This window comes from Larkinella rosea (assembly GCF_003858635.1).
GTDB lineage: Bacteria > Bacteroidota > Bacteroidia > Cytophagales > Spirosomataceae > Larkinella > Larkinella rosea.
Genome location: NZ_RQJO01000015.1, coordinates 251,719 through 267,033, shown reverse-complemented (window position 1 = coordinate 267,033; position 15,315 = coordinate 251,719). Strand labels below are relative to the sequence as shown.

Genomic DNA, 15,315 nt, shown 5'->3' with positions numbered 1-15,315 from the left:
GCAAAGTATCTTCGAAAATATCAAGATATCACGGACTAAAGTCCGTGGGTACGTTTATCAAATTTCAGTGAAACCCATTTATTTTGGGACAATTGCCCGGTTTTCGTCAGCCCTGCGGCCACACCTTTTTCCTCAATATCCGGAGCATCCTGTTCGTAAAAACCGCTCACCAGCAAGGTGCTGTCGGGCTTCATGAGTTGAACGTAAACCGGTATATCCTCCAACAACACATTCCGATTGATGTTGGCCAGCACGATGTCAAACCGCTCCGCCGGATTTACCTCATGAATCGTGCCCTGAAACACCTCAATCTGCGAACAGTCGTTTAGTTCAGCATTTTCGCGGGCGTTTTCAATGGCCCATTCTTCAATGTCAAACGCAACCACCCGTTCGGCGCCCTGCATGGCGGCCAGAATAGCCAGAATTCCGGTTCCGGAACCGACGTCCAGCACGGTTTTTCCGGCGGCATTGACGTTCAGTTGGTGTTCGAGCATCATGGCCGTCGTCTCGTGGTGGCCGGTTCCGAACGACATTTTTGGATTAATGACAATGTCGTACCGAAAACCGGCATCGGGTTCGTGAAACGAGGCCCGGACACGAATCTGATCCTGAACTTCGATGGGTTGGTAATTCCGTTCCCACTCTTCGTTCCAGTTCTTTTTTTCTAACGAATTGATCTGGTAGGCTATTGCGGTTTGATCGGCGTATTTATCGATAACCGACTGAACCGCAGTTTCGTCAAAATCGGGTTCCAAAATGTACCCGCTCAGCCCTTCATCGGTTTCTACGAAGGATTCGAAGCCCAGTTCGGACAGTTCAGCCATCAAAATATCGGTGTACTCGGCCGAAAGCGTTAGTTGTATTTCCGTATAATTCATGAGGTAAAGAAACTAAAAAAGGACAAGCTTTACTGCTCGTCCTTTTCAATCGGGTGTATTTCTGATTAGCGAACCAGTTCCATCAAATCCTTATCGTTTACTTCCTTCCGAATGTCGGCCATGTCGAGGAAACGCGTGTAAATCGTATCCAGCGTCGGTTTGTCATACCGGAAACCCAGCAGTTCCAGGCGGTGTTTCAGGGCGTGGCGACCGCTGCGGGCCGTCAGCACAATCGACGACTCGGGAACGCCAACTTCCTGCGGAGTCATGATTTCGTAATTTTCGGCGTGTTTCAGAAAACCGTCCTGGTGAATACCCGACGAATGCGCGAAGGCATTCCGGCCCACGATGGCTTTATTGGGCTGCACCGGCATGTTCATCATTTCCGACACCAACTGGCTGACCGGAAACAACCGCTTGGCGTCAATGTTCGTCTCAAAACCCAGTTCTTTGTGCACTTTCAACGCCATCACGATTTCTTCCAGAGACGTATTTCCGGCTCGTTCGCCAATACCGTTGATCGTAACTTCCACCTGACGCGCGCCGTGCTGAATACCGGCCAGCGTATTGGCCGTGGCCAGTCCGAGGTCGTTATGGCAATGAATCGAGATGGTAGCCTGGTGAACGTTCGAAACGTGTTCGTAGATGTACTTGATTTTATTCCCGTATTCGTCGGGCAAGCAATAACCGGTTGTATCCGGAATATTCACCACGGTTGCACCGGCGGCAATAACCGCCTGAGTCAACTGCGCCAGAAAGGCGAGATCGGCACGTCCGGCATCTTCGGCGTAAAATTCCACATCCTCCACATAACTGCGGGCGTGTTTAACAGCCGCAACGGCCTGTTCCAGAATCTGTTCGCGGGTGCTGTTGAATTTATTCCGGATGTGAATATCCGACGAACCGATTCCGGTGTGAATCCGCTTCCGTTTGGCGTATTTCAACGCTTCTCCGGCCGCATCGATGTCTTCCTTCTTCGCTCTTGAAAGCGCACAGATAACCGGTTCGGTAACCGCCTTTGAGATTTCGACGATGGACTGAAAATCGCCGGGACTCGAAACCGGAAAACCCGCTTCGATGATGTCGACGCCGAGACGTTCCAGTTCTTTCGCCACCACGATTTTTTCTTTTGTGGATAGCTGGCTACCCGGCACTTGCTCGCCGTCGCGCAGGGTGGTGTCGAAAATATAAATCCGTTGGCTCATGGTTCGTAAAAGAGTAAATTGGATAGAATTTCTCGCGTAATCAAAGTTTGGAAAGTAATTGCTTTCCCATTGCTTCCGTCCCTAAAATCAGGTCTTTCGGCGTGTTGGCATCCGCAATGTCGCGGGTGCGGAAACCGGCTTTCAATACCTGATCGACCGCATCGACCACGGCTTCAGCCTCGGCTTTCATCCCAAACGAAATGTCCAGCATCAGAGCCGCTGACAACACCGACGCCAGCGGATTGGCAACGCCTTTGCCCGTAATGTCGTGCGCCGACCCGTGAATGGGTTCGTACAAACCGGTGGTGTCGCCCACCGATGCCGACGCCAGCATGCCCATTGAACCGGCAATCTGCGAAGCTTCGTCCGTCAGAATATCGCCGAACAGGTTGCCCGTTACGACCACGTCGAACCGGCGCGGATCTTTGATCAGCAACATCGCAGCGGCATCGATAAACTGGTGCTCGACCTCGACTTCCGGATACCGTTTGGCCACTTCCTGCACCACTTCGCGCCACAACCGGGACGATTCCAGCACGTTGGCTTTATCGACCGAGCACAGTTTTTTCCGGCGGGTCATGGCCGCATCAAACGCCTTAACCGCAATTCGTTCGACTTCGTAGCGGCTGTAGATCATCAGGTCATAGGCGGTATTTCCATCGTCTTTACGGCCTTTTTCGCCAAAATACACATCGCCCGTCAACTCGCGAAAGAACAGAATGTCAGCTCCTTGCAGAAACTCCGGCTTGATGCTCGACGAATGCAACAACTCATCAAACAGCTTGATGGGCCGCAGATTGGCATACAGACCGAGAGCTTTCCGAATACCCAGCAAACCCTGTTCGGGCCGGACTTTGGCCGACGGATCGTTGTCGTATTTCGGGTGGCCGACCGCGCCAAACAGGATGGCATCCGACTGCTTCGATTTGGTAACGGTTTCTTCGGGCAGCGGATTCCCCGTGGCTTCGATGGCCGCGTGACCAATCAGCGCTTCGTCGTACGTGAACTCGTGGCCGAACTTTTCCGCAATCCGGTCCAAAACCTGTTTCCCAACGGTTGTTACTTCCTGACCAATGCCGTCGCCGGCGATGACTACAATGTGTTTCTTCATTCCTCTTTCAATGTGTGAATGAGCGGTTTAGTGATTTAGTGAACAGGGAGCTAAGAATCCGGCAGATTATTCACTCAATCGCTCAATCAAAAATTAGTATGGGCTAGATCGAATTTTTTAACTTCTTCACTTAAACTCAACAGGTAATCAATGTCGTCATACCCGTTCATCAGGCACTGTTTTTTATAGGCGTTGATGGCGAATGATTCTTTCAGACCGTTTTCCAGCACGATTTCCTGATTGACCAGATCGACGGTGATTTCGGTTTGCGAATCGGCTTCGATGGCTTTGAAGATTTCCGCCAGAAACGCATCTGAAACCTGGGCGGGTAACACGAAGTTATTGAGCGAATTATTCCGAAAAATATCGGCGAAAAAGCTGGAGATCACCACTTTAAAACCGTAGTCGTGCAGCGCCCAGGCCGCGTGTTCCCGGCTGGAACCCATGCCGAAATTCTTGCCTGCTACCAGAATTTTGGCTCCGGCGTAGGTTGGATTGTTCAGGACAAAATCGGTTTTGGGCGTATCGTCGCCGTTGTACCGCCAGTCGCGGAACAAGTTATCGCCAAAGCCTTCGCGCGTGGTGGCTTTCAGGAACCGCGCCGGGATGATCTGGTCCGTATCGATGTTCTCAATCGGCAGCGGAGCCGCCGTCGAGACGAGTTTATGCATGGTTTCTTTGCTCATACTTTTCTTATCATTCGAACTCTAATCGACTCCTCCGTGACTACGATAAAGTTTACATTATTTATCAAGTCTATATTCGTTTCAAAAAAGCGCGACAAGATCTCCACTTTATTGCCTGATGTTTCATCCTTCAACCGCATAAAAATGACACCTTTATGTGGCAGACCGGTTTTGAATATCAATTCGCCAAAATCCCGGTCGTTGGTTATTATTATTCGTTGTTCTTCGGTTGCCTTTTGTAAAATTTGTATGTCTTTCATTCCCCTTCCTTGTCTGAAAACGGAAAAAACGTCAAATCCTTTTTCGATTAACCAATCAGCGACACGCGGGCCAGTACACTCATCAACTATAAATTTCATTATGCCGATTTGGCTAACGGCATAAACATATTATCGTCTAACACCCGGTTTGCAAATAATAAACACGCTTGAATATCCTCGCGATTGATGTAATCGTATTCCTGCAGAATCGACTCGATACTCTCACCGTGTCCCAACAAATTAAGAATGAACTGCACAGACAAACGGGTGCCCCGAATAACCGGTTTGCCAACCAGCACTTCCGGATTCGTCTCAATACGTTGCAATATTTGTTCGTCCTGCATTGTGGTTTTCTTTTACACCAGTTCTCTCACATCCGTTACTTTCCCGGTCACTGCCGCGGCAGCCGCCATGATCGGGCTGGCGAGGAACGTCCGCGCGCCCTGGCCCTGACGACCTTCAAAGTTGCGATTGGAGGTCGAAATGCAGTATTTTCCCGCCGGGACCTTGTCCTCGTTCATCCCCAGACAGGCCGAACAACCCGGTTCGCGGAGTTCAAAACCGGCGCGGAGAAAGACCTGATCCAACCCTTCGGCTTTGGCCTGATTCGAAACCTGGACGGAGCCCGGCACAATCCAGACTTCCACCCCCTCGGCTTTTGTTTTGCCTTTCACAAACTCAGCCACCGTTCGCAAATCCTCAATTCTGGCGTTCGTACAGGAACCGATGAATACGTAATCGACCGGTTTTCCGATCAATTCCATACCCGGTTCCAAGCCCATATACGCCAGTGACTTCGTGTAGGAAGCCAGTTCACTCTGCGGTATTTCACTTAGATTCGGCACGTGACTGTCTACGGCAATGCCCATTCCAGGATTGGTTCCGTACGTAATCATCGGTCCGATGTCTTCGGCGTTGTAGTTCAATTCCAGATCAAACTCGGCACCTTCATCGGTTTTCAGCGTCCGCCAGTGTTCAACGGCCTGGTCGAACGCTTCGCCCTGGGGCGCAAACCGCCGTCCGCGAATGTACTCGAACGTGATTTCGTCAGGAGCAATCAGTCCTCCACGCGCCCCCATTTCGATGCTCATGTTGCAGATCGTCATCCGGGCTTCCATCGACAGGCCACGGATTGTATCGCCCGCGTATTCTACGAAATAACCGGTGGCTCCGCTTGCCGAAATTTGCGCGATTACGTATAAAATAATGTCTTTCGAGGTAACGCCTTTTCCCAATTGCCCATTGATGTTGATCCGCATCCGTTTGGGCTTGTATTGCAGAATGCACTGCGTCGCCAGAACCTGCTCCACTTCGCTGGTTCCGATCCCAAACGCTACGTTGCCCAAGGCACCGTGGGTGCTGGTGTGGCTGTCGCCACAAACGATGGTCATGCCCGGCAACGTCAGGCCCAGTTCAGGGCCGATAATGTGAACAATGCCCTGAAACGGATGCCCCAGATCGTATAATTCAATGCCAAATTCCGCGCAGTTCTTCCGTAAGGTTTCCACCTGGTGACGCGAAAGAGCCTCTTTGATGGGCAGATGCTGGTCTTTTGTCGGTACGTTGTGATCCGCGGTGGCCGTGGTGCGGCTAATGTTGAAGACCCCGATGCCCCGCTTCCGCAACCCGTCGAAAGCCTGGGGGCTGGTGACTTCGTGAATAAAATGCCGGTCGATAAAAACCGCATCCGGTCCGCCGTCCATCGCCTTGACGACGTGGGCGTCCCAGATTTTATCAAACAGTGTTGTGGGCTGATTCATAAATTACTTTCTTCTTGCTCGATAATAAAATCTATCCACGCTTTATTATCTGGAATTTCAGTTTGAATTGCATTCCAGATAATTTCATAATCAATTCCCCAGTAATGATGGATTAGTCGGTCTCTTAATTGAGCAAAACCTTTCCAATCAAATTGAAGATACGTGTACCGCACTTCATCGGGAATATTCTTACAGGCTTCGCCGACAATTTCAAGGCTTCGGACGAAGGCACGAGTCAGGTCAGCGTTTGTACTAAATTCTTCATAAGTCAGACTTTCAGACCGACTCAGAATGTAAGTCAATTCCTGCTGAATATGTCGTAGAAATTCAACTGTTGAACGGGACATATTCAACCTCTTTTTCTACTTCCTGTTTTACAAAATTGGCCATTCCTTCCCATGTCAATAAATCAATCTTTCGATGCATCAACAATTCCAGGTAATCAGCCAGTTTCATAAAATTTTTGAACGTCTTTTTCCCCTCCTGAAATTCAACCACCAAATCAATATCACTCTCTTCTTTCTGCTGGTCACGGACAAACGATCCAAATAACCCCAGGCGGGCGGCTCCAAACTGTTTCAAAGCAGATTGGTGGGACTCAATACGTTCCATCACTTGCTCCTTACTCTGAACAGCGGTTTTCATAGCAGCTGACGATCAAATCAAAAACTCAAACAAATCCGGTTTGTCGTTCAGGTATTCAAACTGGATTTTGGCGTCCTGCATGCGTTTTAGCAGGGGTTCAAAATCCGCTTTGTATTTCAGTTCAATTCCGACTAAGGCCGGGCCGCGTTCGCGGTTGGTTTTCTTGGAATATTCAAACAACGTAATGTCGTCGGTTTCGCCCAGAACGCCATCCAGAAACTCACGCATCGCACCAGCCCGCTGTGGAAACCGGATGATGAAATAATGCTTCAGACCTTCATACAGCAACGACCGCTCCTTGATTTCTTCCGTCCGCGTAATGTCGTTATTGCCCCCACTGACCAGACAAACCACGTTTTTACCTTTGATTTCGTCTTTCAGAAAATCCAGCGCGGCAATGGTCAATGCTCCGGCTGGTTCGGCAACAATCGCGTCTTCGTTGTATAATTGAAGAATGGTCGTGCAGACTTTTCCTTCCGGGATCAGAATAACCCGGTCGAGGTTTTGCCGGCAAATTTCAAACGTCGTATTGCCGGGGCGTTTCACCGCAGCTCCATCAACGAATTTGTCAATTTCATCCAGGGCAATGATATGGCCTTCGTCAATCGACACTTTCATCGACGGCGACCCCAGCGGTTCTACACCAATCAGTTTCGTTCTGGGGCTCAACTGCCGGAAAACCGTCGATACGCCGGAGGCCAAACCGCCCCCGCCAATGGCCATCAACAGGTAATCGATTTTGAAATTGGAGTCCTTGAAAATCTCCAGACCCACCGTTCCCTGTCCTTCCATGACCTGCAAATCGTCGAATGGATGCACAAACGTACTATCGTGCGCATTGACGTATTCCATGGCGGCATTGTAGGCGTCGTCATAGGTGTCGCCGGTCAGAACCACCTCCACAAACTCTTTTCCGAAAAGCTTGACCTGTTTTACTTTCTGGTTGGGCGTAGTCGTCGGCATGAAAATAATACCTTTGACGGCCATTTTGCGACAGGCGTAGGCCAGCCCCTGGGCATGATTTCCCGCACTGGCGCAAACGACGCCTTTCGCCAGCGCTTCGGCGGGTAGACTTGCCATTTTGTTGTAGGCCCCCCGAATCTTATAGGAACGCACAACCTGCAAATCTTCCCTCTTCAGAAAAATAGTGGCACCGTATTTATCCGACAGGTTCAGGTTTTCCTGCAAAGGCGTATGCACGGCCACGCCCCGCAACCGATCAGCCGCCAGATAGATGTTGTCTACGTCCGGAAAGGTTATTTTTTTCTCCGCTTCTACCACGTTTCAAAAGTTTTACTGTGTAAGGATTGGGGAGTTCAGGAGCTGGTATGGGACATTAAAGTTACTCAAATTGCCGAATACTTTAAAATATGCCCCCAACTCCCCAACCCGGGTGCTCTAGTTCCGCTCTGGCCGCAGGCTACGAACGGCAGTACCGGCCCGCCACATTTCCGACTCGCGCAGTTCCTTCAGTTCTTCTTCCAGTTTTTCGCGGTAATCCGGCTGTGAGTTGCGGGTGATCGAAATATTGGCTTGCTCGCCCGCTTTTACAGAATTGTACAATTGTTCAAAAACCGGTTTGGTCGCATCCCGGAACGGTTTCCACCAGTCCAGAGCGCCCCGCTGAGCGGTCGTCGAGCAGTTGGCGTACATCCAGTCCATGCCGTTTTCGGCCACGAGCGGCATCAGCGACTGCGTCAGTTCTTCAACGGTTTCGTTGAATGCTTCCGAAGGCGAGTGGCCGTTGGCACGCAGCACGTCGTACTGAGCGGCAAAAATACCCTGAATGGCGCCCATCAGCGTACCGCGTTCGCCGGTTAGATCAGAGGTTACTTCTTTATAGAAATTCGTTTCGAACAGGTAACCGGAACCAACACCAATCCCCATCGCAATCGCGCGTTGACGGGCGCGTCCGGTAGCATCCTGATAAATGGCGAAGCTGGAGTTCAAGCCTTTGCCTTCCACAAACATCCGGCGCAATGACGTTCCGGAACCTTTCGGAGCAACCAGGAATACATCGACATCGGCGGGCGGAACAATACCGGTTTGTTCTTTGTACGTAACGCCGAAACCGTGCGAGAAATACAGGGCTTTACCGGCAGTCAGGTGGCTTTTTACAGTCGGCCACAGCTCAATCTGAGCAGCATCCGACAGCAGAAAACAGATAATGGTTCCTTTTTCGAGGGCTTCTTCAATTTCAAACAAGGTTTCACCCGGCACCCATCCATCCCGAACGGCTTTGTCGTAGGTTTTGCCTTTGCGTTGGCCAACAATTACATTGAAACCATTGTCGCGCATATTCAGCGACTGGCCGGGGCCCTGAACACCGTAACCGATGACGGCGATGACTTCGTCTTTGAGGAATTCTCTGGCTTTTTCGAGAGGAAATTCTTCGCGGGTTACGACTTCTTCTTCAACTCCGCCGAAGTTAATTTTTGCCATTGTTTGACTGGTTTATTTGAATTGAAATTGATTACTGATTATGGAAAACTAATTGAATACATCAGCGAAATAACCGCACTGCTCAACAAAACGTACCGTAACTGATTGCGGGTCAGGTACCGGTGCAGAATCGCCAGCGCAAAAAAGAACGCCATGAACCCAAACGAAAGCGATCGCGTGCCGTCGGCTACCAAAACCGCAACGACCATTGTCAGCAGCCAGGCTCCGCCCAGCAACACCAGTTCGAGCCACTGCCGCCGAACCGCCAGCGCCCAGAAAGCCACCAGCAGAACGAGCCACATGCCTTCCAGCCCCCGCGCCATTTTATCGCCCACGTAACTCATGCTCCAGGCCAGCGTCCGGGCCGACCACGACGCATCGTGTCCGATTTTCATGCCGTATGTCAGTTCCAGCCATTTCCGAAGTCCGCCATAAATCAGAACGCTCACAACCAGCGCCACCAGCGGAGCCGGAATCTGCCGGAGGTCGAACTTCCGGGTTTTGATGACGGTTTTCAGAATCGGCAAGGCATACCACAAACCGATGTACGACGAGTTGATCAACGCCCGCTCGTCGCACCAGAACGCCAGCTGTGAGAACACAATCACCAGCAGCGGATTTCGGAAATACAGCGCTAAAGCCATGAAACAGAATACATATCCGTCGCAATGACCAAAGTAATTGATAAAAAAGGCGACACCGGCGTAAATACCGGTAAAGCCCGTCAGAAAATAAAACGTCAGGATTTTGTCCTGTAAAATTTTTTGAGCGATTCCGGTCACTGCCCACACAAAAACCAGCCCCAGCCCCAACTGTAGAATGTACAGCTTTGCCACGCCCAGCCGAAAAAAATGAACCAGCAGCGGAATGATCAGCCGGAACGTCTGGTTGGCTTCGTGCGTTCCCGGTTCGTAGGTATTCGGCTCAAACATATGACCGCTTTGCCGAATGATATCGTCCCAGAAAAAACCGTCCAGCAAACCCGGATGGCGTATTTCTTCGTATAAATAGCGAAACCCTCGGTCGATAAAAATACTGTTCAGCAACATCAGGCTCCCAATCGAAATCAAAAGCGTCAGGCTGATCAATCGAATTTTCCAGAACCGGTTATCGAAAAAAACAGCCAGTCGTTGTTCAAATTTGTCAATCGGTGCGGCTAAAGACGGTAATTGTTGCATGTAATTGAGTTATCCGGCCGCAAATATCGCATTTCTACAGATAATACTCCCACTCATATTCAGGCAAATACTCGACAAGTCCCTTCTCGGTTTTGCCAACCGCCACCCGCCCCGACCGCACAAACTCCAGAATGCCGTGGGGTTTGATGTAACTGAAAAACTCAAAAATCTCCTTCTCCGACCCGGTTTTTTCAATCACGACGTAATCCAGCTGCCAGTATACCACCCAGGCGTTGAAGTGCTTGTTGATGTACTCAATGTCCAGCGGCTTCGAGCCCAGCGGAGTTTCGATCTTGAACAGCGCGATTTCGTTCGAGACAATTTCGTCGTCCAGGTACCCAAAAACCGCCATCACTTCGATGATTTTGCGGATCTGGCGAACGAGCTTCTCAACGGCTTCCCGCGAATCGTGTTTGATGACGATGGTAAACCGCGAAACCCCCATCCGTTCGGTTTCCGACACCGTCAGGCTCTCGATGTTGATCCGCCGACGGGTGAAAATGATCGTAATCCGATTGAGCAGCCCAATCGTGTTTTCCGTGAATATGCAAATGGTGTATTTGTTCATCTCAGTACCCACGGACTAAAGTCCGTGAAATTCTAATAACTCACTCAGTGAATAAAACACGGACTAAAGCCTGCGCGGCCCGGTCCGTAGGTACGTTAAAACAGCCGAATATCGGCGACGCTGGTACCGGCGGGAACCATCGGGAAAACGTTTTCCTCTTTTTCAACAATGATTTCCAGCAGATACGGCACCTCCGACGCCAGCAGCGTATCGAGCGATGCCGACAGGTCTTCCCGTTTGGCGCAGGTATGCCCCGCAATGCCGAAGCCCTTGCCAATTGTGATGAAATCCGGATTCTGCAACTCCACGAAGGAATACCGGCGGTTGTGGAACAGCTGTTGCCACTGCCGAACCATCCCCAGGAAGTTGTTATTCAGGATGATGATCTTCACCGGAAGCTTGTTCTGTGCGATGGTGCCCAGTTCCTGAATCGTCATCTGGAAACAGCCGTCTCCGATGATCGCAATGACTTCGCGGCTCGGATCGCCCACTTTGGCCCCGAAAGCCGCCGGAAGCGCAAAACCCATTGTGCCCAAACCGCCCGAGGTAACCAGGCTATGCGGTTTTTTAAATTCGTAGTAAGCAGACGTCATCATCTGGTGCTGTCCTACGTCGGCCACCATCACGGCTTCGCCCCGGGTTTTTTTCGACAGCAGATTAATGGCTTCGGCCATCTTGATCTTTTCGGTCGTCGGCGCCAGCGCAGGCTGGGTTACTTTTTCGTCCTCAATGTCGTCGTATTTCCGGAATTCGTTGCGCCAGGCCGTGTGGTCGTTCTCGTTGACCAGCGGCATCAGGCGGGTCAGAATTTCTTTCGCATCGCCAATTACCGGTGCATCGGCTTTGATAATCTTGTCAATTTCGGCCGGATCGATCTCGAGGTGAACCACTTTGGCCTGCCGGGCAAACAGGGCCGGATTGCCCGTTACGCGGTCATCGAACCGCATGCCGACGCCAATCAGCAGATCGCATTGGTCGGTCATGACGTTCGGGCCGTAGTTGCCGTGCATCCCGAGCCAGCCGGTGTACAACGGATGTTCATCCGAAAGCGCGGATTGGCCGAGTAAGGTCGTCGCTACCGGAATACCGGTTTTTTCGACAAAAGCGAGCAGTTCCTGTTCGGCTTTGGAAATCAGCACGCCGTGTCCGACCAGCATGTACGGTTTTTTCGCCTTGTTAATCAGTTCGGCAGCTTTTTCCAGTTGATCCTGTTTCGGTACCAGACGCGGACGGTAGCTGATCACTTTCTCGCACTTTTGGTACGCGAACGGTTTGGTCATCAACTCCTGCTGCGCGTTTTTCGTAATATCGATCACCACCGGTCCCGGACGACCCGACTGCGCGAGGTAAAAGGCTTTTGCAACGATTTCCGGAATCTCATCGGCCCTGGTAATCTGGTAGTTCCATTTCGTAATCGGCATGGTGACGCCAATCACGTCGGTTTCCTGAAACGCGTCGGTTCCCAGCAATTTCATCGCCACCTGACCGATCAGACACACCATCGGCGTCGAATCGATCATCGCATCGGCAATCCCGGTCACCAGATTCGTCGCACCCGGTCCTGAAGTCACAAGACAAACGCCGGCCCGACCCGTGATGCGGGCGTACCCTTCGGCTGCGTGGGCCGCTCCCTGTTCGTGCCGCACCAGAATGTGGTTCAGACGATCCTGATAATCATACAAAGCATCGTAGACTGGCATAATGGCACCACCGGGGTAGCCAAAAATGGTTTCCACGCCCTCTTCCACCAGCGCCTGCATCAGGGCTTCGGAGCCCGTCAGGGGTTTGATCAATTTGGCTGCCGGTTGGGGTTCTTCGGCTGTTAATTCACTGACCGTTGTATTCATCGTATTGTCTGTTTAAAGAATAGTACCGCTGATGAAGACTCTCTTTTATTACTTACGCATCCGTTACGCAGCCTTCGCTCGCCGAACTCACCAGTTTCACGTATTTCCGCAGAATTCCGTGATCGGCGGCTTTTTCCAAAGTTGGAACCGTCCAGTTCGCCCGGCGTTCGGCGAGTTCCTCGTCCGACACATGCATGTGAATGACATTGTTGACGGCGTCGATGGTGATTTTGTCGCCATCGTGCACCAGCGCGATGTTGCCACCTTCCTGCGCTTCGGGCGTAATGTGTCCCACCACAAAACCGTGTGTTCCGCCCGAAAACCGCCCATCGGTAATCAACGCTACTTTATCGCCCAGACCGAGGCCCATAATGGCCGAAGTCGGTTTCAGCATTTCGGGCATACCCGGTCCGCCTTTGGGGCCTTCATACCGAATGACGACCACGTGGCCTTCTTCAATTTCCCGTTTCTGGATGAACTCCAGCAGTTGTTCTTCGCGATCACACACTTTGGCAATACCTTCAAACCGCTCGCCTTCTTTGCCGGTTATTTTAGCAACCGCGCCCTGTGTCGCCAGGTTGCCGTACAAAATCTGGATGTGACCGGTTTTCTTGATCGGGTTCGCCAGCGGACGGATGATGTTTTGCGTTTCAAAGTCCAGATCCGGCGCATCTTCCAGGTTTTCAGCAATGGTTTTTCCCGTAATCGTAATGCACTCACCGTGAATGTATCCTTGCTTATACAGGTATTTCATCACTGCCGGAACGCCACCGATCGCCAGGACGTCTTCCATGAAATACTTGCCGCTCGGTTTCAGATCACCCAGATACGGCGTCCGGTCGCTGATGTCCTGAATGTCTTTCAGCGTCAGTGAAACCCCGACGGATTTCGCAATGGCGAGGTAATGCAAAACCGCATTGGTCGAACCGCCGAGCGCCATCACCACCGTCATTGCGTTTTCAAACGCCTTTTTGGTCATGATATCGTGGGGGCGAATATTCTTTTCCAGCAGATTCATCATGGCTGCACCAATCTTCCGGCATTCGTCCTGTTTGCCTTCGTGCGTCGCCGGAAACGATGAGCTATAGGGAAGACTCAATCCCAACGCTTCCATCGACGATGCCATCGTATTGGCGGTATACATCCCTCCGCAGGCACCGGCACCCGGAATTGAATTCTGAATAACACCCTTATAATCTTCGTCGCTGATGTTCCCGGCCACTTTTTTGCCGTAGGCTTCAAACGCCGACACAATGTCCAGTTTCTGTCCTTTATAGCTTCCTGACCGAATCGTTCCGCCATACACCAGAATGGCCGGGCGGTTCAGCCGACCCACCGCCATCAACGCGCCGGGCATATTTTTATCGCAACCAACCACCGCAATCACGCCGTCGTACCACTGCGCATGAACCACGGTTTCGATGGAATCCGCAATCAGGTCGCGCGACGGCAACGAATACGACATGCCATCATTCCCGTTGGTCATCCCGTCGGAAACGCCAATGGTATTGAACACCAGCCCCACCAGACCGCTTTCGTTGACGCCTTTTTTGACGTAAGCCGCCAGCCCATTCAGGTGAATGTTGCACGGGTTGCCATCATAACCGGCACTGGCAATCCCGATCTGGGGTTTCTTCATGTCTTCCTCCGTCAGGCCGATGCCATAGAGCATTGCCTGAGCGGCTGGGTTACTAACTTCCTGGGTTAGGGTGGCGCTGTACCGGTTTAACTGGCCTTCTTTTTCGGGTGCTATAGTGCTCATAATCTCGATTAGCGAAAATTCGCTGGAAGCGTAATTTGTTTCAAAGGAAAAAAATTGAAATAATATTGTCAAGAAATTTAACCGGTTTTTTAGTATTTTTTTTTACTATGCATAGTTAGAATATAAATGATTGTACTTTTGATAGACATAAAATAGCATTATACGATGATTACCGAAAACGCATCCCACTACGACCATCTGGAGCAAATGTCCGTGCATGATTTGTTGACCAACATCAACAGGGAAGATAAAACCGTTCCTTTGGCTGTCGAAAAGGCCATTCCGCAAATGGAAGCACTGGTGACGGAAATCGTCAAGCGGATGAAGGAAGGTGGTCGATTGTTCTATATTGGCGCCGGAACGAGCGGTCGTCTGGGAATTGTCGATGCGTCGGAATGCCCGCCAACGTATGGTGTTTCGCCGGATTTGGTAGTCGGTATCATTGCCGGGGGCGACCGCGCCATTCGAAGTGCGGTTGAAAATGCGGAAGACGATTCCGAACAGGCCTGGAAAGATCTGGCGGTTTATCACATCGACCAACTGGATACGCTGATCGGTATTGCGGCATCGGGGCGGACTCCCTACGTCATCGGTGGGCTGGAACAAGCCCGCAAAGCTGGGATTCTGACGGGCTGCGTCGTGTGCAACCCCGGTTCGGCGGTCGCGCAGGCAGCTGAATTTCCGGTTGAAGTCGTCGTTGGGCCGGAGTTCGTGACGGGCAGTACGCGCATGAAATCCGGCACGGCGCAGAAGCTGGTTCTCAATATGATTTCGACCTCAGTGATGATTCAGCTGGGGCGCGTCAAAGGCAATAAAATGGTCGATATGCAACTGACCAACCATAAATTAAAAATCCGCGCTGCCAACATGGTCATGAGCGAAACGGGTGTTTCGCGGGAAAAAGCTGATGAATTACTGGCTAAATACGGTAGTGTCCGGAATGCGGTTTTGAACGCGGATCAACTTTAGAGTT

General features: G+C 51.2%; 16 protein-coding genes. 1 reads left to right on the top strand and 15 read right to left on the bottom strand.

What is annotated here, in order from left to right; translation table 11 throughout:
* Positions 1-35: 35 nt before the first annotated feature.
* The 15 genes from prmA to ilvD all read right to left on the bottom strand — a co-directional run bounded on the left by prmA (position 36) and on the right by ilvD (position 14,342).
* Positions 36-878, bottom strand: coding sequence for a 50S ribosomal protein L11 methyltransferase (gene prmA, locus EHT25_RS27555; RefSeq protein ID WP_124878587.1), 843 nt, complete (start codon positions 876-878; stop codon positions 36-38).
* A 65-nt stretch (positions 879-943) separates the two neighbouring features.
* A complete protein-coding gene (locus tag EHT25_RS27550; protein ID WP_124878586.1) occupies positions 944-2,083 on the bottom strand; it encodes a 2-isopropylmalate synthase in 1,140 nt (379 codons plus the stop codon).
* 40 nt (positions 2,084-2,123) lie between these two features.
* Complete coding sequence (leuB, locus tag EHT25_RS27545; protein ID WP_124878585.1) at positions 2,124-3,194, bottom strand: 3-isopropylmalate dehydrogenase; 1,071 nt, start codon at positions 3,192-3,194, stop codon at positions 2,124-2,126.
* Between the two features lie 86 nt (positions 3,195-3,280).
* A complete protein-coding gene (gene leuD / locus EHT25_RS27540) occupies positions 3,281-3,880 on the bottom strand; it encodes a 3-isopropylmalate dehydratase small subunit (protein ID WP_124878584.1) in 600 nt (199 codons plus the stop codon).
* The gene (locus tag EHT25_RS27535; RefSeq protein ID WP_124878583.1) at positions 3,877-4,239 is read right to left on the bottom strand and encodes a DUF5615 family PIN-like protein; all 363 of its coding nucleotides are present in this window, start codon (positions 4,237-4,239) and stop codon (positions 3,877-3,879) included. Before EHT25_RS27535 ends, leuD begins: the two co-directional genes overlap by 4 nt.
* A complete protein-coding gene (locus tag EHT25_RS27530) occupies positions 4,239-4,484 on the bottom strand; it encodes a DUF433 domain-containing protein (RefSeq protein ID WP_124878582.1) in 246 nt (81 codons plus the stop codon). The genes EHT25_RS27535 and EHT25_RS27530 overlap by 1 nt, the downstream gene beginning before the upstream one ends.
* A gap of 12 nt (positions 4,485-4,496) precedes the next feature.
* Positions 4,497-5,900: a 3-isopropylmalate dehydratase large subunit gene (leuC, locus tag EHT25_RS27525; protein ID WP_124878581.1), complete on the bottom strand. Its 1,404-nt coding sequence runs from the start codon at positions 5,898-5,900 to the stop codon at positions 4,497-4,499.
* A complete protein-coding gene (locus tag EHT25_RS27520; protein WP_124878580.1) occupies positions 5,897-6,247 on the bottom strand; it encodes a HepT-like ribonuclease domain-containing protein in 351 nt (116 codons plus the stop codon). The genes leuC and EHT25_RS27520 overlap by 4 nt, the downstream gene beginning before the upstream one ends.
* The gene (locus tag EHT25_RS27515; RefSeq protein WP_124878579.1) at positions 6,228-6,545 is read right to left on the bottom strand and encodes a nucleotidyltransferase family protein; all 318 of its coding nucleotides are present in this window, start codon (positions 6,543-6,545) and stop codon (positions 6,228-6,230) included. The genes EHT25_RS27520 and EHT25_RS27515 overlap by 20 nt, the downstream gene beginning before the upstream one ends.
* 12 nt (positions 6,546-6,557) lie before the next feature.
* Entirely contained in the window at positions 6,558-7,826 is a 1,269-nt protein-coding gene (ilvA, locus tag EHT25_RS27510; RefSeq protein ID WP_124878578.1) for a threonine ammonia-lyase IlvA, read from the bottom strand.
* A 117-nt stretch (positions 7,827-7,943) separates the two neighbouring features.
* A complete protein-coding gene (gene ilvC / locus EHT25_RS27505) occupies positions 7,944-8,987 on the bottom strand; it encodes a ketol-acid reductoisomerase (RefSeq protein WP_124878577.1) in 1,044 nt (347 codons plus the stop codon).
* A 38-nt stretch (positions 8,988-9,025) separates the two neighbouring features.
* A complete protein-coding gene (locus EHT25_RS27500) occupies positions 9,026-10,165 on the bottom strand; it encodes a hypothetical protein (RefSeq protein ID WP_124878576.1) in 1,140 nt (379 codons plus the stop codon).
* 34 nt (positions 10,166-10,199) lie between these two features.
* The gene (gene ilvN / locus EHT25_RS27495) at positions 10,200-10,733 is read right to left on the bottom strand and encodes an acetolactate synthase small subunit (RefSeq protein WP_124878575.1); all 534 of its coding nucleotides are present in this window, start codon (positions 10,731-10,733) and stop codon (positions 10,200-10,202) included.
* A 95-nt stretch (positions 10,734-10,828) separates the two neighbouring features.
* A complete protein-coding gene (gene ilvB / locus EHT25_RS27490; protein ID WP_124878574.1) occupies positions 10,829-12,580 on the bottom strand; it encodes a biosynthetic-type acetolactate synthase large subunit in 1,752 nt (583 codons plus the stop codon).
* 52 nt (positions 12,581-12,632) lie between these two features.
* Positions 12,633-14,342: a dihydroxy-acid dehydratase gene (ilvD, locus tag EHT25_RS27485; RefSeq protein WP_124878573.1), complete on the bottom strand. Its 1,710-nt coding sequence runs from the start codon at positions 14,340-14,342 to the stop codon at positions 12,633-12,635.
* Positions 14,343-14,507: 165 nt separating this feature from the next.
* Here ilvD and murQ point away from each other — a divergent pair, with 165 nt between their 5' ends.
* Positions 14,508-15,311 (top strand): N-acetylmuramic acid 6-phosphate etherase, encoded by an 804-nt coding sequence (murQ, locus tag EHT25_RS27480; protein WP_124878572.1) that lies wholly within the window; start codon positions 14,508-14,510, stop codon positions 15,309-15,311.
* The last annotated feature ends 4 nt before the right edge of the window (positions 15,312-15,315 follow it).